Annotated in this window: 25 protein-coding genes; 15 read left to right on the top strand and 10 right to left on the bottom strand. The window is 73.0% G+C overall.

Features of this window, described 5'->3' with window-relative positions; genetic code table 11:
- Window positions 1–130 precede the first annotated feature (130 nt).
- Window positions 131–712, bottom strand: a complete 582-nt coding sequence (locus ACFOX0_RS26135) for an ArsR/SmtB family transcription factor (protein WP_377550701.1) — start codon at window positions 710–712, stop codon at window positions 131–133.
- Between the two features lie 23 nt (window positions 713–735).
- Window positions 736–1,626 carry a LysR family transcriptional regulator gene (locus tag ACFOX0_RS26130; RefSeq protein ID WP_377550699.1) on the bottom strand — a complete coding sequence of 297 codons (891 nt, stop codon included), beginning with the start codon at window positions 1,624–1,626 and terminating at the stop codon, window positions 736–738.
- A gap of 105 nt (window positions 1,627–1,731) precedes the next feature.
- On the opposite strand from ACFOX0_RS26130, the gene ACFOX0_RS26125 reads away from it, so the two are divergent.
- Window positions 1,732–2,712: a DMT family transporter gene (locus ACFOX0_RS26125; RefSeq protein ID WP_377550716.1), complete on the top strand. Its 981-nt coding sequence runs from the start codon at window positions 1,732–1,734 to the stop codon at window positions 2,710–2,712.
- A 108-nt stretch (window positions 2,713–2,820) separates the two neighbouring features.
- The gene (locus tag ACFOX0_RS26120) at window positions 2,821–3,093 is read left to right on the top strand and encodes a hypothetical protein (protein ID WP_377550697.1); all 273 of its coding nucleotides are present in this window, start codon (window positions 2,821–2,823) and stop codon (window positions 3,091–3,093) included.
- Between the two features lie 33 nt (window positions 3,094–3,126).
- On the opposite strand, the gene ACFOX0_RS26115 is transcribed toward ACFOX0_RS26120, so the two are convergent.
- The 5 genes from ACFOX0_RS26115 to ACFOX0_RS26095 form a co-directional block, all read right to left on the bottom strand.
- Entirely contained in the window at window positions 3,127–3,489 is a 363-nt protein-coding gene (locus tag ACFOX0_RS26115) for a DUF4180 domain-containing protein (RefSeq protein WP_377550695.1), read from the bottom strand.
- Window positions 3,482–3,964 (bottom strand): helix-turn-helix domain-containing protein, encoded by a 483-nt coding sequence (locus ACFOX0_RS26110; protein WP_377550693.1) that lies wholly within the window; start codon window positions 3,962–3,964, stop codon window positions 3,482–3,484. Before ACFOX0_RS26110 ends, ACFOX0_RS26115 begins: the two co-directional genes overlap by 8 nt.
- 115 nt (window positions 3,965–4,079) lie before the next feature.
- On the bottom strand, window positions 4,080–5,828 hold the full coding sequence (locus ACFOX0_RS26105) for an alpha/beta hydrolase (protein WP_377550691.1): 1,749 nt from the start codon (window positions 5,826–5,828) through the stop codon (window positions 4,080–4,082).
- Window positions 5,829–5,975: 147 nt separating this feature from the next.
- Window positions 5,976–6,833: an LLM class flavin-dependent oxidoreductase gene (locus tag ACFOX0_RS26100; RefSeq protein WP_377550689.1), complete on the bottom strand. Its 858-nt coding sequence runs from the start codon at window positions 6,831–6,833 to the stop codon at window positions 5,976–5,978.
- A 40-nt stretch (window positions 6,834–6,873) separates the two neighbouring features.
- Complete coding sequence (locus ACFOX0_RS26095; RefSeq protein ID WP_377550714.1) at window positions 6,874–7,263, bottom strand: pyridoxamine 5'-phosphate oxidase family protein; 390 nt, start codon at window positions 7,261–7,263, stop codon at window positions 6,874–6,876.
- Between ACFOX0_RS26095 and ACFOX0_RS26090 the strand changes: the two genes are divergently transcribed.
- On the top strand, window positions 7,253–7,996 hold the full coding sequence (locus ACFOX0_RS26090) for a L,D-transpeptidase family protein (RefSeq protein WP_377550687.1): 744 nt from the start codon (window positions 7,253–7,255) through the stop codon (window positions 7,994–7,996). The two genes, ACFOX0_RS26095 and ACFOX0_RS26090, sit on opposite strands and share 11 nt — an antisense overlap.
- Before the next feature lie 24 nt (window positions 7,997–8,020).
- On the opposite strand, the gene ACFOX0_RS26085 is transcribed toward ACFOX0_RS26090, so the two are convergent.
- On the bottom strand, window positions 8,021–9,550 hold the full coding sequence (locus ACFOX0_RS26085) for a glycosyltransferase family 39 protein (protein ID WP_377550685.1): 1,530 nt from the start codon (window positions 9,548–9,550) through the stop codon (window positions 8,021–8,023).
- A 174-nt stretch (window positions 9,551–9,724) separates the two neighbouring features.
- Between ACFOX0_RS26085 and ACFOX0_RS26080 the strand changes: the two genes are divergently transcribed.
- The 8 genes from ACFOX0_RS26080 (at window position 9,725) to ACFOX0_RS26045 (ending at window position 16,745) form a co-directional block, all read left to right on the top strand.
- Window positions 9,725–10,075 (top strand): 4'-phosphopantetheinyl transferase family protein, encoded by a 351-nt coding sequence (locus ACFOX0_RS26080; RefSeq protein WP_377550683.1) that lies wholly within the window; start codon window positions 9,725–9,727, stop codon window positions 10,073–10,075.
- Window positions 10,076–10,410: 335 nt separating this feature from the next.
- Window positions 10,411–10,572: a hypothetical protein gene (locus ACFOX0_RS26075; RefSeq protein WP_377550681.1), complete on the top strand. Its 162-nt coding sequence runs from the start codon at window positions 10,411–10,413 to the stop codon at window positions 10,570–10,572.
- 81 nt (window positions 10,573–10,653) lie between these two features.
- Window positions 10,654–11,949: an MFS transporter gene (locus tag ACFOX0_RS26070; protein WP_377550679.1), complete on the top strand. Its 1,296-nt coding sequence runs from the start codon at window positions 10,654–10,656 to the stop codon at window positions 11,947–11,949.
- A gap of 210 nt (window positions 11,950–12,159) precedes the next feature.
- Window positions 12,160–12,732: an RNA polymerase sigma factor gene (locus ACFOX0_RS26065; protein ID WP_377550677.1), complete on the top strand. Its 573-nt coding sequence runs from the start codon at window positions 12,160–12,162 to the stop codon at window positions 12,730–12,732.
- Window positions 12,729–13,601 carry a DUF4232 domain-containing protein gene (locus ACFOX0_RS26060; protein ID WP_377550675.1) on the top strand — a complete coding sequence of 291 codons (873 nt, stop codon included), beginning with the start codon at window positions 12,729–12,731 and terminating at the stop codon, window positions 13,599–13,601. The genes ACFOX0_RS26065 and ACFOX0_RS26060 overlap by 4 nt, the downstream gene beginning before the upstream one ends.
- A 260-nt stretch (window positions 13,602–13,861) precedes the next feature.
- Window positions 13,862–15,310: a pyruvate kinase gene (pyk, locus tag ACFOX0_RS26055; protein WP_377550673.1), complete on the top strand. Its 1,449-nt coding sequence runs from the start codon at window positions 13,862–13,864 to the stop codon at window positions 15,308–15,310.
- The gene (locus tag ACFOX0_RS26050) at window positions 15,307–16,191 is read left to right on the top strand and encodes an acyl-CoA thioesterase (RefSeq protein WP_377550671.1); all 885 of its coding nucleotides are present in this window, start codon (window positions 15,307–15,309) and stop codon (window positions 16,189–16,191) included. The genes pyk and ACFOX0_RS26050 overlap by 4 nt, the downstream gene beginning before the upstream one ends.
- Before the next feature lie 62 nt (window positions 16,192–16,253).
- Window positions 16,254–16,745, top strand: coding sequence for an RrF2 family transcriptional regulator (locus ACFOX0_RS26045; protein ID WP_377550669.1), 492 nt, complete (start codon window positions 16,254–16,256; stop codon window positions 16,743–16,745).
- Between the two features lie 31 nt (window positions 16,746–16,776).
- Here ACFOX0_RS26045 and ACFOX0_RS26040 read toward each other — a convergent pair whose 3' ends face one another.
- Window positions 16,777–18,078 carry a low temperature requirement protein A gene (locus tag ACFOX0_RS26040; RefSeq protein ID WP_377550667.1) on the bottom strand — a complete coding sequence of 434 codons (1,302 nt, stop codon included), beginning with the start codon at window positions 18,076–18,078 and terminating at the stop codon, window positions 16,777–16,779.
- A gap of 228 nt (window positions 18,079–18,306) precedes the next feature.
- Between ACFOX0_RS26040 and ehuB the strand changes: the two genes are divergently transcribed.
- From ehuB to ehuA, 4 genes are read left to right on the top strand one after another with little or no spacing between them, the layout of a single operon-like run.
- Entirely contained in the window at window positions 18,307–19,206 is a 900-nt protein-coding gene (ehuB, locus tag ACFOX0_RS26035) for an ectoine/hydroxyectoine ABC transporter substrate-binding protein EhuB (protein WP_377550665.1), read from the top strand.
- A gap of 10 nt (window positions 19,207–19,216) precedes the next feature.
- On the top strand, window positions 19,217–19,936 hold the full coding sequence (ehuC, locus tag ACFOX0_RS26030) for an ectoine/hydroxyectoine ABC transporter permease subunit EhuC (RefSeq protein WP_377550663.1): 720 nt from the start codon (window positions 19,217–19,219) through the stop codon (window positions 19,934–19,936).
- Window positions 19,933–20,586 carry an ectoine/hydroxyectoine ABC transporter permease subunit EhuD gene (ehuD, locus tag ACFOX0_RS26025; RefSeq protein ID WP_377550661.1) on the top strand — a complete coding sequence of 218 codons (654 nt, stop codon included), beginning with the start codon at window positions 19,933–19,935 and terminating at the stop codon, window positions 20,584–20,586. Before ehuC ends, ehuD begins: the two co-directional genes overlap by 4 nt.
- A complete protein-coding gene (ehuA, locus tag ACFOX0_RS26020) occupies window positions 20,576–21,394 on the top strand; it encodes an ectoine/hydroxyectoine ABC transporter ATP-binding protein EhuA (RefSeq protein ID WP_377550659.1) in 819 nt (272 codons plus the stop codon). Before ehuD ends, ehuA begins: the two co-directional genes overlap by 11 nt.
- Window positions 21,395–21,454: 60 nt before the next feature.
- On the opposite strand, the gene ACFOX0_RS26015 is transcribed toward ehuA, so the two are convergent.
- On the bottom strand, window positions 21,455–22,465 hold the full coding sequence (locus ACFOX0_RS26015; protein ID WP_377550657.1) for an LLM class flavin-dependent oxidoreductase: 1,011 nt from the start codon (window positions 22,463–22,465) through the stop codon (window positions 21,455–21,457).
- Window positions 22,466–22,491: the final 26 nt, after the last annotated feature.

Genomic DNA, 22,491 nt, shown 5'->3' with positions numbered 1-22,491 from the left:
CCACCAAGCGGAGTTCCTGGTTCTGGGTTGTCTTGGAGTGACAAACCTTGATACCGGAACTCCGCTTCCTACTTCCTGATCAACACACCCTTGACCACACCCGCCCCTGCCTAACTGAACGGCGTTGCGTCTAGTCCACCGGGAAGGCCGCGTAGTGCACGGCCACCGTCCGGGCGTCCGCCGGCGGGTCCGGCAGCCGGTCCCGCCGCCGGTACGGCGCCAGCACGTCGCGGACGGCGGCGTTGACCTGGGCCAGTTCCTCGGCAGTCAGCAGGAGCAACTGGTTGCTGAGCTCGCTGGCGTCCTGCCACGGCCTCGGCGCGTCCTGCTGCTCGACGAACCAGTGCCGGATCCGGGCGAAGTCGCGAGCCAGATGTACGTCGATCAGTCCGCGCTCGGCCGCCCGCGCCTCCGGCTCCGCAAGGTCGCCACCGAGGCTCCAGCCCTGCACGGCACTGCGCCACACCCGCTCGCGGGCGTCCCCGCGGCTGGGCGCCTGCTCGATCAGGCCGTACCGGGCCAGCTCGCGCAGGTGGTAGCTGGTCGCGCTCGGCGACAGCCCGACCAGGGTGGCGCACTGGGTGGCGGTCACCCCCTCGCCGGTGCTCGCCAGATGCTCCATGATCTCGATCCGGGCCGGGTGGGCCAGCGCCCGCATGACCTGCGGATCGGTGATCCTCGTGCTGCTCGTCGGGGGGTGCCCTTCAGTCATGTCCCCATGATCCCGCACGAGCGTCACCGGGTGGCGGCGTCGCGCAGCGCGTCGAGCAGGGCGGCCAGGGCCGGATGTGGCGGGGCGGTGTCCCGTACGGCGGCGTGCACGGCGCGTACCGGTTCCGGGTTGCGGACCGGGCGGACGGTGACGCCCGGGTGGCGGGTGCCCAGCCCGAGCCGGGGGATCAGCGCGACCCCCAGCCCGGCCGCGACGAAGCCCTGCGCGGTGGCGTAGTCCTCGCTGGTGGCCACGACGTCGGGGCTGAAGCCGGCCGCGGCGCAACCGTCGAGGAGGGCGTCCCGGCACGGGCCGGGCGGTTCGCTGCCCACCCACGGCTCGCCGGCGAGGTCGGCCAGGTCGATCACCCGGCGCGCGGCGAGCGGATGACCGGCGGGCAGCACCGCCCGGTACGCGTCGTCGCGCAGGTGGGCCAGCCGGACCCCGGCCGGCGCGGCGGTATCCGGTCGGCGGACCACGACGGCCAGGTCGGCGTGTCCCCGCTCGACGTCCGGCAACGGGTCCGGCTCGGCCAGCCGGGGGTCGACCGCGACGCCCGGGTGCTCGCGCCGCAGCCGGGCCAGGGCGGGCGCCAGCAGGGTCGGACCGACCGAGGCGAAGTAGCGCACCGACAGCCGCCCGGTCCGACCGGCGCGCAGGTCGGCCAGCGCCGTCTCGGCCTCGGCGACGTGTCGGCCGATGACGGCCGCGTGCGCGGTGAGCAGCCGGCCCGCCGCGGTGGGCCGCACGCCCCGGCCGACCCGTTCGAGCAGGACGGTGCCGGTCTCCTTCTCCAGCGCGGCGATCTGCTGGCTGACCGCGGAGGGCGTGTAGCCGAGGTGCCCGGCCGCGGCGGTCACCGACCCGCTGGCCACCACCGCCCGCAGCACCTGCATCCGGCGTACGTCGATCATGTAGCAGAGCTTAACGAAGCTGCACGATCTTTCGCTTGTCCTACCGGATTGGTTGCGGCAGCGTGGGCCCTCACGACGAGCAGCAGGAGGCGGCGGGTGAACGCGATGACGGGCGGGGCGCGGGGCTGGGGGCGGATCGGGGTGCTGGCCCTGCTGTGGGGCTCGACGTTCCTCTGGATCGAGCTGGCCCTGCGGACGTTCACGCCGGTGCAGGTCACCGTCGCCCGGTGTGTCCTCGGCGCCACCACGTTGCTGGTCGGCTGCCTCGCCGGCGGCCGGCGGCTGCCCCGCGGCCGGCTGGTCTGGACGCACCTGACGGTGGCCGCGCTGTTCTGCAACGCGCTGCCGTTCGCGCTGTTCAGCATCGGGCAGCGGAGCATCGACTCGGGGCTGGCCGGGGTGCTGAACGCGACCACCCCGCTGTGGTCGCTGCTGATCGGCGTCCTGATCGGCACCGAGCGCGGGCCGCGGCCGGTCCGGCTGGTCGGGCTGCTGCTCGGTTTTGTCGGGGTGGCGCTGATCTTCGCTCCGTGGCGGACCGGCGGCGCGGTCGGGCCGGGCGCGCTCGCCGTGCTGGTCGCGGCGGCCAGCTACGCGGTCGGCTTCGCGTACGTGGGCCGGTACCTGGTCGGCCGGGGTGTTCCGACGATCTCGCTGTCCGCCGGGCAGTTGGTGGTGGCGACCGGCCTGACCGTGCCCCTGCTGCCGACCGGTGGGCCGGTGCCGGTGCACGTCGGACCGGTCGGCCTGGCCGCCGTGCTGGTGCTGGGGGTGGTGGCCACCGGGGTCACCTTCCACCTGACGTACCGGATCATCGCGGCCGAGGGTGCGACAGACGCCGCCACGGTGGGCTACCTGTTGCCGGTGGTGTCGGTGGCGCTGGGCGCGGTGGTGCTCGGCGAGGCGGTCGGGCTCCGGGTCGTCGCCGGGATGGCGGTCGTCCTGGTCGGGGTGGCGCTGACCCGCCGCACGGGCACGGCGCCGCCGTCGGTCCGGTCCGGCGGCCCCCTCCGACCGTCGGACCGGACCCTCACCGGCACCGGGACCCGGCCCGCACGAGCCCCGTTGGCGGAACGCCGGCGGTGATTCGGTGGCGGCCCGCCGGGAGGCGGGCGTTCCCGGCAGCCGGCGAACGTTACGAGACAGGCTAGGAGTACAGGCGTCCGAATCGGACCGTCCCGGTGAGATCTTGTCGTGGACTTGAGGTTGGCCGCCGGTTCCGGCCCGCCGAACGGGCGGGTCCGCGACGGCGACCGGACGGTGGCCGAGCTGCGCGAACCGGGCCTGGCCGGCGCCGGCCGGGTGGTCGGCCGCTACCTGGCCCGCCCCTGGTGCGACCGGGGTGCCGTGGCCGGCCGGCATTTCGTCCAGCTCACCGACGACGGTACGGCCGTGCAGGTGTGGCTGCGCGGCATCACCCGGGACGTGCCGCCGGACATCGGCACCCGGGACGTCCCGGTCCGGTGACGGTCCGGTCCGCGGGTCGCCCGGTGGGGCGCGTCATCGCGCCAGCCGGGCGTCGAGTTCGTCGAGGTCGGCGACGAACCACACCTGGTCGCCCCGGTTGGACTCGGCCACCAGGTCGCGCAGCGCGGTGCTGCCCGCGGTCCGGGCGGAGAGGTCCCCGACGACGACCAGGCGGATGCGGTAGTTGACGAACTTCTGCATGATCTCCCCGGCCAGCCCGGTGCGCAGGGTGAAGAAGTCGTCGCCGAACCGGGCGGCGGGTACGGCCACCACCTGCGCGCCGGAGAAGGCGGCGCCGATCAGGTCGAGGGCGTCCTGCGTGCCGGCGATCGGCGGACCCGCCTCGTCGCAGACCAGCACAGGCACGCCACGGCGCTCGGTCATTAGGTCAGTCACGGGGCACCACCGGTTCGTCGGGGTCGGTCGGGAGCATGTCGTTCTCCGTCGAGAGGATGTCGTGGACGGTGCGCAGGACATCGGCCGTCGCGGCGGCGCCGCCCAGGACGATGACCTTGAGCCGGGAGCGCGTCTCGTCGTACGCCGTGCGGATCTGCAGCGGTTCCGGGTCGTCCCGGCGCAGTTGCGCGCCGGCGACCAGCAGGGTGCTGAGTCGGTCGGCGGCGGTCGCGGTGAGGCCGTCGCACTCCACGACGGCGGAGACGTCCACCCGTGGCCGGGTGGTGGCGTCGCGGGGCCGGGCCGGCGGACCGGGTCGGGCGGTGAACGCGGCCAGGTCGGCCCGCGCGACGCGGTACTGCTTGCCGATCCGGACCGCCGGCAGCCGTCCGTCGCGGATGTAGCCGCGAACCGTGCGCACGTGCAGCCCGAGCCGCTCGGCGACCTGATCCACCGAGTACCAGTCGCGCTCCATGACTCCCTAACCTACCCTTTGAATGGTCAGATAGGGAGTTTTGGAGAGTGTGTTCGGTCACTGAGTGAGCCCGGCGGGCCGACGGATGTCCCCGTCGGCCCGCCGGCCGGTTGGCTCAGAACCGCCCGGTGGACCAGCCCGGCCAGGCCGGCGCCGGCGGTGCCGTCGGCACCCGGGAGCGCGTACCGGCGCGCTCCTGCGGCTCCGGGTCAGCCGCCGGGGCGCAGGTCGCGCCGCGCCGCGGCAACGCTCGGTCGATCAGGTACCGGTCCACGGCGCCCGTCGTGCACGGCGTACGCCCGTAGACGCCGTGACCCCACCCCTGGTACGTGAGCAGTCGGCCACGGTCGCCCACCTGGTCGGCCACCGCCTGCGCCCACTGGTACGGCGTGGCCGGGTCGTACCAGGAGTTCGTCACCAGCAGCGGCGTCGACGTGCGGACCCGGAGCCGGTGCTGCGGGTTGTTCACCGGCCCGGGCCAGGCCAGGCAGGACGCGGTGACGCCCAGCGCGATCGTCGAGGCCCGCATGTGCGGTGCCACCCGGCGGGACTCGGCCAGATACCGAGACCACTGCGCGAAGCCGCCGACCGGCAGCGACCAGTCCTCGCAGAAGACCGGCAGCGGATACTCGGCCAGTTCCTCGTCGGCCCGGCCGAACCCCGTCCGGTCGGCCCGGCCGGACGCGCCGAGCCGGGTGAGCGGACCAACCGGCCGGCGCGCGTCGGCACCCGGCCGGGCCGCGATGGCGGCGGTCGACCCGTCCAGGGCGGCCAGCCAGTCGGCCAGTTCCGACCAGTACGGCCCGTAGAACGCGCCGCGCGCCACGCTGCTCAGGTCGAGCCAGGTCAGCTTCGTGCCGCTGTCCGGATCGACCAGGGTGCCGGCGTCGGCGCGGCGCATCAGGTCGTCGAAGACCGCCGGCACGTCCCGGCCGTGCAGAGCGCAGGTGGCGGCCCGATCGCACCAGGCGGCGAACTCGCCGAAGCTGGTCTCGGCCCCGACCGCCTCGGTACGCATGAACGCCCCGGTGCCGAGGCTGTGGTCCATGTTGCTGTCGATCACCAGGGCCCGGGCCCGGTCCGGGAACAGCTCCGCGTACATCTGGCCGATCAACGTCCCGTAGGAGATCCCGTAGTAGTTGATCTGCCGCTCGCCGAGGGCGGCCCGGATCGCGTCCATGTCCCGGGCGACGTTGACCGAGTCGACGTGGTCGAAGATCGGACCGGTGTGCGCCCGGCAGTCCCGGGCCAGCCGACGGTTGTAGTCCAGGAGCTGGTCGTACTGGGCCTGGCTCTCCGGCAGCCCGGCCGGCCCGGCGGCGAGCAGGTCGCGCGAGCAGCGCACCGGGCTGCTGCGGGCGACCCCGCGCGGGTCGAAGCCGATGATGTCGAACCGCCGCAGCACGTCCGGGGTGAATTCGTCCCGCGCGCGCAGGGCGTAGGACACCCCGGAGCCACCCGGACCACCCGGGTTGATCAGCAGCGGGCCGATCCGGGCGCCCGGATCGGTCGCGGCGTGCCGGGCCAGCGCCAGTTCGAACGTCCCGGCCGCCGGGTGGGCCCAGTCGATCGGCAGTTCCAGACCGGCGCAGCGCAGCGTGGCGTCGTCGGGCGTCTCGGGGCACGGCTGCCAGTCGAGCCGCCCGGGCCGCCAGCCGGCCGGACCGGCCCCGGCCGGACCGGCGGAACCCGCCGCGGCGGCGGGACCGGCCGGGGCGGCGGGACCGGCCGGGGCGGCGGGACCGGCCGGGGCGGCGGGACCGGCCGGGGCGGCGGACGCGGCGCCGGCCGGCCCCCACCCCGCGCCGAGCAGGACGACGGCCGAGAGCGAGACGCCGGCCGCGCGTCGGAAAATGCTTCGCATACAGACAGCTCCATTCGTCGCTGGATGTGCGTCCGACCAGCCGACCACATCCCGCACCGACGGAACAGCCCTGGTTCGGTGACACCGGGGATCGACCCGGGATGTCCCCGGTGTCACCCTTCCGGCGTCCCCTAGGGAAAATCCGGCTCAGAACACCGCGTCGGCGAGCCGGTCCACCTGGTCGACCGCCGCGATGCTCGGGTAGAACAGCAGTTCGGTGACGCCGACCTCGGCGAAGCGCCGGACGGACTCCCGCACCGCCTCCACCGAGCGGACCGCCGAACCGGCGACCGCGCCGGCCACCTGGTCACCCAGGAACGAGTAGTAGTGCGTCAGCGCCGACCGGGACGCCTCGTCGTCGCCCAGTCCGAAGTAGACCATCGCGGCGAACCGCGGCTCGCCGTCCCGGCCGGCGTCCCGCCAGGCCCGCCGTACCGTGCCGACCATCCCGGCCACCTGGTCCGGGCTGCCGCCACCGGCGGTCCAGCCCTCGGCGTACTTCACGGTGCGGTCCACCGCGGCGTCGGAGGTGCCGCCGATCAGAATCGGAATCCGGTTACCGGCGGCCGGCGCCGGACCCACCGGGTGCGCGTCGCCGGTGACGCTCTCGCCGGCCCAGGACCGGTGCAGCAGGTCCAGCGTCTCGTCCATCAGCCGGCCGCGCCGCTCGTACCGCCGGTCCATCGCCGCGTAGTCGTCCGGCCGGCCGCCGACGCCCAGCCCCAGGGTGAGCCGGCCGCCGGACATCGCGTCCAGGCTGGCGCTGGCCTTGGCCAGCCACACCGGCGGATAGGCCGGCGCCAGCAGGATGTCGGTGAGCAGCCGGATCCGGGACGTCGCGCCGGCCGCCACGGCGAGCGCGGTCAGTGAGTCGTAGTTCGGGTAGACGATCCGGTCGATCGTGGCCAGGGCGGCGAAGCCGCGCTCCTCGGCCCGGCGGGCCCACTCCGGCAGGGCCGCGCCGGGGCCGCGCAACGTGTTCGGCAGTCCGATTCCGATGTCCATGGCAGCCACCCTATGCCGCCGGCGGCGGGTTCCCGACGCGTCAGAGGCTGCCGAGAATCCGGCTGACGGTGACCTCGAGGACCACCCGCTCCGGGTTGGGACGCGGCTGGCGGTAGCGCTCGGCGTACCGGCGCTCGGCCTCGGCCACCGCGGCCGGGTCGTCCCGGACCACCGCCCGGCCCTCGACCGTGACCCACCGACGGCCGTCGACCTGGCAGAGCGCGACCGGGATGCCGGCCGCCCCGGCGGCGGCCACCAGACGCGCCTTGTGCGATCCGGCCGAGGTGATCACACGGGCCAGCCCGGCCACCAGGTCGACCGTCACCCCGACCGGTACGACATGCGGCGTGCCGTCCGGACGGACGGTGCTCAGGGTGGCCAGGTGGCGCGGCCGACAACAGCCCGCGCACAATGACGGCGTGAATCGCAGATCATTGTTGCGGGCGACGGCGGTCGGCGCGGTCGCGCCCGTGCTGACCGCCGGGACCGCCGCCGAGGCCGCCGTCAACCGGTGGGGGCCCGCCGTCCAGCCGGTCAACTTGGCCGCCCGGCTGACCACCCTGCCGCCGCAGACCACCCAGGTGATCGTGGTCCACGGCCCCGACTACGCCACCACCACCGCCACCCTGCAGACGTACGAGCGGGTCGGCGGGGTGTGGCGGTTCGTCAACCCGGGGGTGTCGGCCCGGATCGGGGCCGAGGGCTTCACCGACCATCCCGCCGAAGGGCTGGCCGCCACCCCGACCGGGGTCTACGCGATCGGCGCCACGATGTACGGCATCGCGGCGGACCCGGGCGTGCGCCACGCCTACCACCGGGTGGTGGTCGACGACTGGTGGAACGAGAACCCGGAGTCCGCCGCCTACAACACCTTCCAGCACAGCACGGTGAGCCCCGGCGGGTACAGCGAGGCGCTGTGGCGCTACGACCCGCAGTACACCCACTTCGCGGTGATCACATACAACATGCCACCCACCGTCGCGGCCCCGGTGCCGTACGCCGGCAGCGGCATCTTCCTGCACCAGCACAGCACCGGTGCCGGGCCGACCGCCGGCTGCGTGAGCCTCGCCCACGAGCCGCTGGTCGGCGTGCTGCGCTGGCTGGACCCGGGCGCGTCGCCGCGGATCGTGCTCAGCCCGGTGCGGAACCTCGGCCGGTACTGACCCGGTCGCCGCCGGTCGTGGTGGTCAGTCGTAGTGCTGGAACCGCGCCCACAGCTGTCCCCACGGCCGGCGGATGCCACGGCAGATCCGGATCTCGGCGCCCTGCTCCTCGTTCGGCACCCCGATGCCGTTGTCCAGTTTTCCGCTCACCGGGCAGGAGTCGAACGTGGTGTCGAACAGGCTGTTGTCCGAGAAGCCGACCAGGATCACCACGTCCGCGTCGTCCGGCGGCCGGCCCCGGAACCACAGCTCGTTCTGTCCGCTGTAGATGGCCGGGAGCGAGTGCACCGCACGGTAGCGGTCCAGCGCCCCCGCCTCGCCGTAGTTGGCGGTGATGATCACCGCATGGGTCCGGTCGGTGGCCGGCAGCGACCGCCAGACCTCGGCCACCTGCGCCACGTACACCGGCCAGCCGATCTGGTCGCTCACGGCCTGGCTGACGTCCGCGACCGGCGTCCTGGCCAGCGACCCGGCCGGGATCACCGGCAGCGCCGTCACGACGGAGACGGCCACGTTCAGCACCACCGCGACGCCGAGCGCCAGCCGCCGGCCCGGCCGACCGGCCAGCCAGCGCACGGTCGGCGCGCATCCGGCCGCGTACAGGCCGAGGACCAGGGCCAGGGTGTAGTACGGCTGGCCGCCGCTCAGCAGCACCAACGCGCAGCACACCGGGTAGGCGAACGCGAGCGACCGGGCCGGTCGCAGGGCCGGGTCGCGCAGCAGCCGGACCAGCCCGGCCATCCACACCGGCGCCAGGAACAGGCCGAGCAAAACCAGCTGCATCGGCAGGAACATGAGCCGCGACTCGGTGCCCTTGTCCCGGGCGATGGCCCCGGCCATGGTGAACTGCGGCCAGTCGTGGGTGGCCTGGTAGATCAGGTTGGGGGCGCCGACCAGCAGGGCGATCGCCGCGCCGGCCCACAACCAGTGGGACGCCACCGTCCGGCGGTGGCCGGCCAGCAGCAGGCCGGCCACGATCGCGACCAGGGTCAGCACGATCAGGTACTTGTTGTACAGCCCGAGACCGGCGACCCCGCCGGCCGCCAGCCACCAGCGGACGTCCCGCAGCAGTGCCCGGGTGACGCAGAGCAGCACCGCCGCGCCGACGAGCAGGTCGAGCGTCGCGGTGAACAGGACGTGGCCGAAGGTCAGCGGGAACACCGACGCGACACCCAGCGCGGCGAGCAGCTGGCCGCCCCGGGCGGCACCGAACTCCCGGGCCAGCTGCGCGGTCAGCACCGCGGTCGCCGCGACCACCAGCGCGCCGGGGAACCGCAACGCGAAGAGGTTGTCGCCGAAGATCGAGGTGCTGAGCCAGGCCAGGATCGGCGTGGCCGGCGGTTGGTCCACAAAGCCCCAGCTCAGGTCCTGGCTGAGTAGCCGGAAGTACAGCTCGTCGCGGTGGTAGCCGTACCCACCGCTGGTGGCCATCAGGGTCACCGCGAGGACCCCGGCCACCAACCCGACCGGCCCCCAGGCAAATACCGGACGGTGCCACGGATCGTCCGGTTCGGCGGGGACACGGGGCAGCTGAATGGTCACGTCGGACGTCACCCGGGCACGTTAGCCTGGATCGATGCCGGCTACGTTCCTCCGAACGGTGCCGGCTACCGGACCGACAGCGGGAGTTCACCGGTGACCGGTTGACCACCCATGGGTTACCGGAACGGATGACCCGGCGCCTATGCTCCGGCTCGGACGCGAGCCGAGTGGACGGGACGTGGACGCATGACCGACGTCGACCTCTGGTGGGCCGAGGCCCGGAATCCGGCGGCCCGGCTGGTCGACCTGCTCGACGACGAGGAACGGCCCCGGCTCGACCGGTTCGTCCGACCGGAGGACCGGGACCGGTTCCTCGTCGCGCACGCGTTGGCCCGGCTCGTGGTGGCCGACGCCCTGCGGGTCACCCCGGCCGACGTACGGTTCGACCGGAGTTGCGCGCGGTGCGGCGCCGCCCACGGCAAGCCGCAGGTGGTCCCGACGCACGGTCCGGCGTACGTGTCGTTGACGCACTCCGGCCGCTGGGTGGGCGTGGCGCTGTGCGCGACCGGCCCGGTCCGGACCGGTCGCGTGACCTGATGCGCTACCGGAATGCGGGCCAGTGCTCCGGCCTTCAGGCCGGGGGTGAAGGCCCGCGCTGGGAGGGCCGCCAAGGCCCGAGCAGTGCCGTTGACCGTGGTACGGTCGGAACGGGTCCGGGCGATAACCAAGCTCGGGTCCGAGCACGAAACGTCGCCGCAGGGCTTGCGGAGACGGAAAACGCCTGTGGAGCGTGGGTAGGACCGAGACTCGTCCCGGCACCGCGCGGTGAAGCAGGAACCCGCCCGGACGCTGCGCGTTCCACGCGCAGCGTGGAGGGGATTCCCGCCATTCATGGCGGTGGAGGAAGTCAATGGACCCGCAAGGAGGCGGTGGTGAAGGCCACCGGCGACGGGATCGGGGGCGGGCCGGCCACGCTGGCGGTGACCCCGCCGGACACCGCGCCGCGGCTGCTGTCCTGCTCCGGGCGGTCCCGAAACCGGGGCCCGGTCCGCTACAGTCGCCGTCATGACGTGGCGATGTTGACGCACATCTAGAGGTCGAGGCGGGGCGTGTTGCCGCGGACCGCCGGGCTTGCCCGCTGCCCGGTGTCCGTATCGTCCCCGCGGGAAGGCCTCATGAGCACATCTTCGTTCCGGGTGGCCGGCGCGCGTCCGTCGGCGCCCGTCCGGCGGTTGTCCGCCACCCTCTACGTCTACTCGTTCCTCGACGAGTTGCGTCCGATCTACCCGGTGTACGCGCTGCTGTTCGCCGACACCGGGCTGTCCACCGCGCAGATCTCCGCGCTGTTCGTCCTCTGGTCGGTGACCGGGCTGCTGCTGGAGGTCCCGTCCGGTGTGCTGGCCGACGCGGTGTCCCGTCGGCTGTTGCTGGTGGTCGGCCCGCTGGCGGCCGGCGCCGGGTTCGGCCTCTGGGTGCTCGTCCCGTCGTACGGGGTGTTCGCGGTCGGGTTCGTCCTGTGGGGCGTCCAGGGCGCGCTGCAGTCCGGCGCCCTGGAGGCGCTGGTCTACGAGGAGCTCGCGCTCCGCGGCGCGGCCGACCGGTACCCCACGGTGATGGGCCGGGCGCGGTCCGCCGGCCTGGTCGCCGTGGTGCTGGCCATCGCCACCGCCGGCCCGGTGCTCGACGCCGGCGGGTATCCCGCCGTCGGGGCGGTCAGCGTCGCCGGCTGCCTGCTCGCCGCCGCCGCCGCGGCGGCGCTGCCGGAACACCGCCGACGGTCCACGGTGGCTACCGCCGGACCGTCGGACACCGCCGGTCCGTCGGACACCGGCGGCGACCGCGGGTACCTGGCGACCCTGCGGGCCGGGCTCGCCGAGGTCCGGCGGGACCGGTCGGTACGGACGGCGCTGCTGCTCGTCCCGGCGGTCACCGCCGTCTGGGGCGCCCTCGACGAGTACGTCCCGCTGCTGGCGGCCGGCACCGGGGTGTCCGACCGGTCGGTGCCGTGGCTGCTGTTGATGGTCTGGGTCGGGGTCGCGGCCGGTGGGCTGCTCGCCGGGCCGTGCCGGCGGTTGGGCGGGCGGGCGACGGGTCTGGTGCTGGCGTTCGCCGCCGTGGCGCTGGCCGGCGGGGCGCTCTCCGGTCGACCGGCCGGACTGCTGCCGGTCGCGGTCGCGTTCTGCGTCTTCCAGGCGGTCACCGTCGTGGTCGACGCGCGGTTGCAGGACCGGCTCGCCGGACCGAGCCGGGCCACGGTGACCTCGTTGGCCGGTCTGGGCACCGACCTGGCCACCCTCGCCGTGTACGGCGGGTACGCCGCCGCGTCCACGGTGGCCGGACACGGTCCGGTGTTCGCCCTGTTCGCGGTGCCGTACCTGATCGTCGCCGGGCTGCTGGCGGCCGGTCCGGGCCGACGGACCGGCTGTCGGATCCCGGTCCGGACACCCGGGACGGTGGCGCGCGGAAGGTAAGTTCCGGTCAACCGCAACCTTCCGTCCGGGTCGGGCGTCCATGGGGGACGTCGCGGTGCCGGCCATCGGGTCGAGCCGCCGTTGGGGGCTCCGGTGAGGGGAGATGCCGTGGATGACGCCGGAGGGACCGTGACCTTGCTCCGTCGACCGGTGCCGGACGGTTCCGGGCCACCCGTCGAACGGTCGGCGGCGTCGGAAGGGGGCTCGCCGGTGCGGCAGCCTCCCCCGGTGGCGTCGGTGGAGTCCGACGGTGGCGCGCCGACGTCACCGGTCTGGGACCGGCCGGCCGAGGAGGCCTTCCGGGAGTTCTACGAGGCGAGCTTCGGCGACGTGGTGGCGATGCTGTACGCACTGACCGGTGGCATGTCGGACGCCCACGACCTGGCCCAGGAGGCGTTCTGCCGGGCCTGGCAGCACTGGCGGACCGTCGAGTCCCGGGACGTCCCGGTGGCCTGGGTGAAGCGGGTGGCGGCCAATCTGGCGATCAGCCAGGCCCGCCGCCGGTCGGTTGCCCGGCGGTACCTGTCCCGGCTGCGTCCCGAGCACGTCCCGGAGATCTCGGCCGACCACGTGGGGCTGACCGACGCGCTGCGCCGGCTGCCGGCGCAGCACTGCCGGGCACTGGTGCTGCACTACCTGGCCGACATGCCGGTGGCCGGGATCGCCGAGCTGCTCGGCGTCCGGGAGGGCACGGTGAAGTCCTGGCTGTTCCGGGGCCGTCACGCGCTGGCCGAGTTGCTGCGCGACCCGGCGGAGCCGGCGCCGCGCGAGGGCCGGTCGTGACCGGCGGGCGGGTGCCGGCGCAACGGCGTACCGGCGGGGACCCGGACCCGGAGCTGCGCCGCGCGTTCGACGCGCTCACCGACGCCGTACGCACCGGCGTGGGCCGCCCGGACGCGACGGGCGTGTTCGTCCGGGTCCGCCGGCGGCGGCAGCGCCGGACGGCCGTACTCGCGGCGGCCGGGCTGGTGGTCGTCGTGGGCGGTGTCGGGTTGCTCAGCCGGCTCGCCGCGGCGCCGCTGCCGTCGTCGGCCACCCTCGGGCCGACCGACCGACCGGTCATGCCGAGTTTGTCCGGATCGGCGGGTCCGACCCGCCCGACCGCCGGCGTCGGCTCGCCGAGCGTCGATCCGGGCCGGTCCGGCTCGGCCGACGCCGACGTGCTGCCCGGTGACGGACCGGACGGCCGGAAGCCGCCGTCGCCCGACATCGGGCGCTGCCACACCGACGGACTGTCGCTGGCGATGACCGAGGACGAGGCCGCGGCCAGCACCGGGCTCAACGCCGGCTGGCTCACCCTGACCAACACCTCCGGCGTGCGCTGCCGGGTCTACGGCTATCCCGGCCTGCAGCTGGTCGCCGCGGACGGTACGGAGATCCCCACCACGGCCCGGCGGGTGGTGACCGACCGGGGTGGTCCGCCGACGCTGGTCACCGTGGCGCCCGGCGGGAAGGTCTACGCGGCGTTGACCTGGAACGCCCAGCCGGACGTGGACGAGCCGCAGCAGGGCAGCTGCCAGCCACGACCGATGGCGATCAAGGTGATCCCGCCGGACGAGACCAGCCAGCTGCGCGCCGGCTGGCCCGGTGACCCGGTGTGCCGGCACGGGGTGATCAGCGTGGACGCGTTCCAGCCCGGCGCGGCACCCTGAGCGCCGGCGGGCCACGGCCCGGACGGGAGCGCCGGTGGGCCACGGCCCGGACGGCCGTTCGGCGGCACCGGGGCCGGGTCGGACGCCGGGGGTCGGGCCCGGCGAGTACGCTCTGTCCTCGCGGTCGTTGATGCCCGCCCCGACGCCCCCGGCGTATCGATACTCCCGCCGGCCACCCGGCCGCCACGCGGCGTTGGACAAAAGTATTGAATTCCGACAGGGATCGGCAGCTGGGTCGACCCGGGGGAGAGACTAGCCTGATGGGCGTGACACGCCGCGCGAAAATCGTCTGCACGCTGGGACCCGCCACGTCGTCCCCGGAGCGGATCAGGGGACTGGTCGAGGCCGGCATGGACGTGGCTCGGCTCAACTTCAGCCACGGCAGCCACGACGACCACGAAAAGGTGTACCGGCTCGTCCGGCGGGCCGCCGAGACGACGGGGCGGGCGGTGGCCATCCTGGCCGACCTGCAGGGCCCCAAGATCCGACTCGGCCGGTTCGCCGACGGCCCGCACGAGTGGCGTACCGGCGACTCGGTGGTGATCACCGGTGACGACATCGTCGGCACCAAGGACCGGGTCTCCTGCACCTACCGCAGGCTGCCGCAGGAGGTCCAGGTCGGTGACCGGCTGCTGATCGACGACGGCAAGGTGGCGGTCGAGGTCAGCGCGGTCGACGGCAACGACATCCGCTGCCTGGTCACCGAGGGCGGTCCGGTCTCCAACAACAAGGGCGTCTCGCTGCCGAACGTGGCGGTCAGTGTGCCGGCCATGTCGGACAAGGACGCCGAGGACCTCCGGTTCGCGCTCGGCCTCGGGGCGGACCTGGTGGCCCTGTCCTTCGTCCGCTCGGCCGAGGACATCAAGCTGGTCCAGGGCATCATGGCCGAGGTCGGTGTCCACCGGCCGGTGCTGGCGAAGGTCGAGAAGCCGGAGGCCGTCGCCCACCTGGAGGCGATCGTGGCGGCCTTCGACGGTGTCATGGTGGCCCGTGGCGACCTGGGCGTGGAGCTGCCGCTGGACCAGGTGCCGCTGGTGCAGAAGCGGGCCGTGCAGCTCTGCCGGGAGAACGCCAAGCCGGTCATCGTCGCCACCCAGATGCTCGACTCCATGATCGAGAATTCCCGGCCGACCCGGGCGGAGGCCTCCGACGTGGCCAACGCGGTGCTCGACGGCGCCGATGCCGTGATGCTCTCCGGCGAGACCAGCGTGGGCAAGTACCCGGTGCTCACCGTCTCCACCATGGCCAAGATCGTGGCGACCACCGAGGGCGGGTCGTTCGGTGTGCCGCGGCTGCAGCACGACCCGCGTACCCACGGCGGTGCGCTCACCGTCGCCGCGTCGCAGATCGCCCGCAACATCGGCGCCAAGGCGCTGGTCGCCTTCTCGCAGACCGGGGACACCGTCCGCCGGCTGTCCCGGCTGCACTGCGACCTGCCGCTGCTGGCCTTCACGCCGGTGCCGGAGGTCCGCGACCAGCTCGCCCTGTCCTGGGGCGTGGAGACCTTCCTGATGCCGTTCGTGCAGCACACCGACGACATGTTCCGCCAGGTCGACCAGGCCCTGCTCGGAATCGACCTGGCCAACCCGGGGGACTACGTGGTGATCGTCGCGGGCAGCCCGCCGGACAGCCCGGGTTCCACCAACACGCTGCGGGTGCACCAGCTCGGGTCGCTGGTCGACGAGCATTCGGCCCGGTCACTGCGATGACCGGCGCGGGGTCCCTGGTCGGTCAGGCCGCCGTCGACCAACTGCTCGAGGTGCTCGACCTGGAGCAGGTCGGCGGGATGACCTTCCGCGGGATGAGCCCGCCGGTCGGCCCGCAGCGGGTCTACGGCGGGCAGGTGGCCGGGCAGGCGCTGGTGGCGGCCGGTCGTACCGTGGACGCGGAGCGGTTCGTGCACTCGCTGCACGGCTACTTCGTCCGACCCGGTGACCCCGCCGAGCCGATCGAGTACGACGTGGAGAACATCCGCGACGGCCGGTCGTTCTCGGTTCGCCGCTCGGTGGCCCTGCAGCACGGCAAGACGATCTTCTTCATGTCCGCCTCCTTCCAGCGGCAGGAGGAGGGGTTGGACCACCACGCGCCGGTGCCGCCGGACGTACCGGGGCCGGAGGACGTGCCGACGATGGCCGACCGGCTGTCGCGCTACCCGGACCGGCTGGGCATCTGGGGTCAGATCCCCCGACCGATCGACGTCCGGTACGTCGGCGAGCCCGGCTGGGTCGCCCCCGGCGACCGGCCGGCGGACCCGCACCAACGGGTGTGGATGCGGATCGACGGAAAGCTGCCGGACGACCCGCTGCTGCACGCCTGCGCCCTGACCTACGCCTCCGACCTGACGCTGCTGGACTCGGTGCTCTCGGTGCACGGCGAGGTCTGGGGACCGGGCGGCGTGGTCGGCGCCAGCCTCGACCACGCACTGTGGTTCCACCGGCCGTTCCGCGCCGACGAGTGGTTCCTGTACGACTGCTGGAGCCCGTCCGCCTCCGGCGCCCGGGGCCTGGCCACCGGCCGGATGTTCACCGCCGACGGGCGGCAGATCGCCAGCGCCGTACAGGAAGGGCTGCTGCGCCGGGTCGGCGCCTGATGACCACCGACCGACCCGGACCGGCCGGCGGGCGTCCCGACGGCGCCCGATAGCCTGGGCGGATGCGTCTCTCCGCCCGGGTCGACTACGCGTTGCGGGCCGTCGCCGAACTGGCCGCCTCCACCGCCGAGCAGGAGGCGGCCGCCGTCGGCGGGTCCGCGCCGGCCCGCCGGCCGGTCACCGCCGAGCAGATCGCCCGCGCCCAGGAGATCCCGCCGAAGTTCCTGGAGAGCATCCTGTTGCAACTGCGCCGGGGCGGCATCGTGCACGCCCAGCGTGGCCCGGAGGGCGGCTACTGGCTGGCCCGGTCGGCGGCGGAGATCTCCCTCGCCGAGGTGATCCGGGTGGTCGACGGTCCGCTGGCCAACATCCGGGGCCAGCGCCCGGAGAACCTCGGCTACCGGGGCACCGCCCAGGCCCTGCAGGAGGTCTGGATCGCGCTGCGGGCCAGCGAACGGGAGATCCTGGAGTTGGTCTCCATCGCCGACGTCGCCTCCGGCAAGCTGCCCGCCCGGGTCCGCGAACTGGCCGCCGATCCGGAGGCCTGGGTCTGACCCCGCCGGTCCGCCGCGCCGGGCCGCACCGTCACCGGTACGGTTCGCGCCGCCACTGGGTCTCCCGCCGTTCGTGCGCGGCCCGCTCCCGCCGGATCGCCTCGTGCAGCACTTGCCGGGACTGTCGGAGGGCGACGAACTCGGTGGCCTGGAGCAGGACGCACACCGTGGCCAGGATGCCGAGAGCGGCCAGCGCGGGCAGCCGGTCGGCGACCGGGATCGACGCGACGAGCAGGGCGACGGCGACCAGCCGGCTCCACAGCAGCGTTCCCAGCGCGCGGAGCTGGAAGCCGATGAGTCCGAGCAGGTAGAGAGCGACGCCGCTGTAGGTCAGCGGCACGGCGCTGTCCGGCTGCGGCGCGCCGAGGTCGACGCCCACGGTACCGAGGTGACGCAGTTGCAACTCACCGCCCAGGGCCAGCGCGATCAGCCCGGTGACCATGGGCAGGTGCAGGTACACGTAGGCGTCCCGGGCGAGCGCCACCCGGGCCGGTCCGTGCGTGCCGTGCATGGTGCTCTGCGCGGCCGGGCCGACGACGTCGAAGTAGGTCCACCACAGGATGGCCAGGATGACGATGTCGAGCACCGAGGCGAGCACCGTGATCCAGGTGATCGACTCCCCGGTCAGTTCACTGCCGACGCCGATTCCGATTATGGTCTCGCCGAACGCGACGATGATGATGAGTTCGAACCGTTCGACCCAGTGGCCGGCGGAGGCGACCGCCCAGCCCCACACCCCGATGGCCATCCCGACGCCGTACTCGACGGCGACGGCCAGGATCCAGAAGGTGAACTTCAGCAGGGTCTGGTGCCGGCCGCCGACGTACTCCGGCACGAGTCCGGACAGCACCAGCAGCGCGGTGGCCACCAGCATCGACAGCGCCAGCCGGCGCAGTTGCCGGCGCAGCGGCGGGTCGTCCCGGGCGGCGTACCAATGCAATGCCAGGTGCATCGTCCGTACGGTGAGGTAGCCGAGCGCGAAGACCAGCGGTTCGTAGAGACCGCCGGGCTGGTTGCGGAACGCCTGCGGGATGCTCAACGCGATGACGAAGACCGCCGCCATCGAGGCGAAGACGGCTATCGGGGCGATGCCGTCACCGAGCCGGACGCGGTTGGCGACCACGGTGTGCGCGCACCACGACCACCACAGCAGCGCGATGATCAACAGCCCTTGGAGCAGTCCGCCGGCGGTGAGGTCGCGGACCGCCGACCGGGTGATGGTGAAGAACGCGAAGACGAAGACCAGATCGAAGAAGAGCTCCAGCCGCTCGACGCGCGCTCCGGGGCGTACCGCATGGATCAGTCGCGAAACAGGCTCCGGCTCAGACCCCATAGCACTATTTATACGACATACCGGTTCAGGTGGCGGCTCTCCCCGCCAGTCACACAGAGTAGTCTTTCCGCCTCAATCTGCGAGAGCGCGCCGCTCAGTGTCGGTGCGTTTTCTCGCGGAGAGTGATTAAGGTCTGGTCACAATGCGCCAATCAAATTTGTACCCCTAACTGATCTTGACTAGCGTCGGCCGTCCAGGCACTCGATTTGTCTATCAGAGGGAGTGACCGTGGCCGTTGAACGTGTAGTGACCCGACGCAACCTGTTCCGGTATGCCGCCGCCGGGGCGGTGGTGGCGTCCGGCGCGCTGGCCGGTTGTTCCCGGACCGGTACCGCGGACTCCGGCGCCGGCGGCCAGGGCCTGCTGAAGCAGGCCAAGGAGCGCGGCTACCTCACCGTCGGGTTCGCCGGCGAGGCGCCGTACGCGTACAAGGAGGGCGGCGACCTGACCGGGCAGGACCCGGCGGTGCACCGCGAGATCTGGACGTCGCTCGGCATCAAGGAACTGCGCGGCGTCCAGGTCGAGTTCGGCCAACTGATCCCCGGCCTGAACGCCAAGCGATTCGACGTCGTCGCGGCCGGCATGTTCATCCTGCCCGAACGCTGCGCCCAGGCGAAGTTCTCCGCGCCGGTCTACGTCGCGCCGCAGGCGTTCCTGGTGCCCGCCGGCAACCCGAAGCAGATCACCGACTTCCCGTCCGTGGCGAAGTCCGGGATCACCCTCGGCGTCCTGCCCGGCTCCGTCGAGGCCAGCCTCGGCAAGAAGCAGGGCGTCACCAAGACCGTCGAGGTGGCCAGCCAGCGCGACGGGCTGTCCGCCCTCAAGGCGAACCGCATCCAGGCGTTCGCGCTGACCAGCATCTCGCTGCGCAACATGCTGAAGGACAACCCGAACTCCGGCTTCGAGCTGACCGAGCCGTTCACCCCGGTCGTCGACGGCAAGGAGCAGATCGGCGCCGGCGGTGCCGTGTTCCGCAACGAGAGCGACGAACTGCGTATGGCGTTCGACCGCGAACTGGCCAAGCTGAGGGAGTCCGGCAAGCTGCTGGAGCTGATCCAGCCGTTCGGGTTCGGCCCGGAGACCGTGCCACCGGCGGACCTGACCACCGAGAAGCTCTGCCAGGGCTGAGTCGGTCGTCGTGGACGCCATCTCCACCTTCGCCCCCTGGTTCGACGACCTGCTCGGCGGCGTCTGGATCACCGTGCTCGTCACGGTGCTGGGCGCCGCCGGGGCGCTGGTCGTCTCGTTCGCCTTCGGCCTGCTGTCGCTGTCCAGGGGCCGCCCGCAGCGGTTCGTGGCCCGGCTGTTCATCGAGTTCTTCCGGGGCAGTTCGCTGCTGGTGCAGCTGTGGTGGCTCTTCTTCGTGATGCCCACCTTCGGCTGGACGTTGGAACCACTCGCGGCCGGCGTGCTCGCCTTCAGCCTCAACTACGGCGCCTACGGCGCCGAGGTGGTCCGGGGAGCCGTCAACGCGGTGCCGAGGACCCAGTCGGAGGCCACCGTCGCCCTCAACATGACGCCCTACCAACGGATGCGACTGGTCGTCCTGCCGCAGGCCGTGGTGGGGATGATCCCGCCGTTCGGCAACCTGCTGATCCAACTGCTGAAGGCGACGCCACTGGTCTACACCATCACCATCGTGGACGTGACGGCGGTGACCCAGAGCTTCCGCGCCGCCGAGGGGCATGAGCTGTTCATCTTCTCGCTGGCCCTGCTGGTCTACCTGGTGCTGGCGTACCTGCTCACGCTGGGCGTCCGGTTCCTGGAACGGCGGGCCAAGGCGGCCGTCGGACAGGACGAGCCGGCCCGTCGCCGGTTCCGGCTGCGTGGCCCGCTCGTCGAGAAGGAGGCCGCGTGACCTGGGACTGGGGCTACGCCCTGGAGATCCTGCCGGACCTGCTCACCGCGTTCGTCCGGTTCACCCTGGTGGCCACGGTGCTGGGCACCCTGGTCGGCGCGGCGCTGGGGCTCGTCTTCGCCGTCGTGCGCCGGGCCCGGGTGCCGGTACTGGCCCCGGTGGTCGGCGGGTTCATCGAGTTCGTCCGCAGCACCCCGCTGCTGGTGCAGCTCTTCTTCCTGTTCTACGTGCTGCCGCTGGCCGGCATCACGTTGCCGGCGCTCACCACCGGCGTCATCGGCCTGGGCGTGCACTACGCCTGCTACTACGCCGAGGTGTACCGGGCCGGCATCGACGGCGTACCCAAGGGCCAGTGGGAGGCGTGCACCGCGCTGTCCATGCCGCCCCGGTACACCTGGCAACGCGTGGTGCTGCCGCAGGCGGTCCGCCGGGTGCTACCGGCCCTGGGCAACCTCGTCATCTCGATGTTCAAGGAGACGCCGTTCCTGGCGCTCATCACCGTTCCGGAAATGGTGCAACGGTCGCAGTCGATAGGCGGAGCCAGCTTCCGTTATCTGGAACCGATCACGCTGGCCGGCCTGATCTTCCTGGCGGCGAGCTACCCCACCGCCATCGCGCTGCGACGATTGGAGACCCGCCTTGGCCGTTGAACCCGTCCTCGAAACCGTCGAACGACCCGGGCCGGCGCAGCCGATCATCCGGTTCGACAACGTCGTCAAGAAGTTCGGCGACACCATCGTGCTGCGCGAGCTGGACTTCCAGGTCGCGCCGGGCGAACGGGTCACCCTGATCGGGCCCAGCGGCTCGGGCAAGACCACCATCCTGCGGTTGCTGATGACCCTGGAGAAGCCGGACGGCGGCTGCATCCGGGTCGACGGCCAGCCGCTGTGCCACGTCCCGCACGGCGACGGGTTCCGGCCCGCCGACGAGAAGCACCTGCGCCAGGCGCGCAAGTCCGTGGGAATGGTGTTCCAGCAGTTCAACCTGTTCCCCAACATGACCGTCCTACGCAACATCACCGAGGCGCCGGTGCGGGTGCTGGGCACCGACCGGGCCGAGGCCGAGCGGAAGGCCCGGGAACTGCTGGACCGGGTCGGCCTGAGCGACAAGGCCGACGCCCGACCCCACCAGCTCTCCGGCGGTCAGCAGCAACGGGTGGCCATCGCCCGGGCGCTGGCCATGGAACCGAAGGTGCTGCTGCTCGACGAGGTCACCTCGGCACTGGACCCGGAACTCGTGGCCGGGGTGCTGGACGTGCTGCGGGAGATCGCCGACAGCACCGACATCACCATGCTCATCGTCACGCACGAGATGCACTTCGCCCGGGACGTGTCGCACCGGGTGATGATGTTCGACGAGGGCAAGGTGATCGAGCAGGGGCCACCCGAGCAGATCTTCACCGAACCGGAGCACGACCGGACCCGCTCGTTCCTGCGGGCCGTGGTCGACGCGCGCTGACCCGCGGCGACCGGACCGGTTCCGGCGGGCCGACGGACACCGCGGCCCGCCGGGACCCGGTCAGGCGGGTCGGCGCAGGCCGCCGGCCACCTTCTCGGCGATCAGTTCGAACGACCGGGACCGGTCGGCGAGGTCGTAGACCATCGTGGTCAGCATCAGCTCGTCCGCCCCGGTCCGCGCCAGCAACTCCGCGAGCTGCCGGCGGACCGTCGCCGGCGAGCCCAGCGCCTGCCCCACCCGGCGTTCGTGGACGAACTCCCGCTCCAGGTCCGTGTACGGATGGGCGGCCGCCTCCTCCGGCGTGGCCAACGGTTGCGGTCGACCCGCCCGCAACCGCAGGAAGGACAGCGCACTCGGCCCGGCCAGCCACTCGGCGCGCTCGTCCGTGTCGGCGCAGATCGCGCTGACGGCGACCATCACGTACGGCTCGTCCAACCACCGGGACGGCCGGAAGCTCTCCCGGTACAACGCCAGCGCCGGCACGGTGTTGGCGGCGCTGAAGTGGTGCGCGAAGGAGAACGGCAGCCCGAGCAGCCCGGCCAGCCGGGCGCTGAAACCGCTGGACCCGAGCAGCCAGACGGCCGGCCGGTCGCCGTGGCCCGGGGTGGCGGTGATCCGGCCGGCCGAGGAGCCGTCGAAGTAGCCCATCAGGTCGGCCAGCTCCTGCGGGAAACCCTCCGCGGACAGGCCCTCCATCGTCCGGCGCAACGCCAGCGCGGTCATCTGGTCGGTGCCCGGCGCGCGACCGATGCCCAGGTCGACCCGGCCCGGGTGCAGCGCCTCCAGGGTGCCGAACTGCTCGGCGACCACCAGCGGGGCGTGGTTGGGCAGCATCACCCCGCCCGAACCGACCCGGATGGTCGAGGTGTGCGCCGCCAGGTGGGCGAGCAGGACGGCCGGCGCGGAACTGGCGATGCCCGGCATGTTGTGGTGTTCGGCCACCCAGAACCGGTGGTAGCCGAGTTCCTCGGTGCGCCGGGCCAGTTCGGTGGTGTGCCGCAGCGCGTCCCCGGCCCGGGTGCCGGCGGCCACCGGGGCGAGGTCGAGCACGGACAGGGGTACGTCGATCACACGATGGCCAACTGCGGCCCCGGTCG

This window comes from Micromonospora zhanjiangensis (assembly GCF_042650605.1).
In the GTDB taxonomy this organism is placed as follows: domain Bacteria; phylum Actinomycetota; class Actinomycetes; order Mycobacteriales; family Micromonosporaceae; genus Micromonospora_J; species Micromonospora_J zhanjiangensis.
Note: the sequence above shows the minus strand (reverse complement) of the source record. Positions and strands in the feature narration are given on the sequence as shown.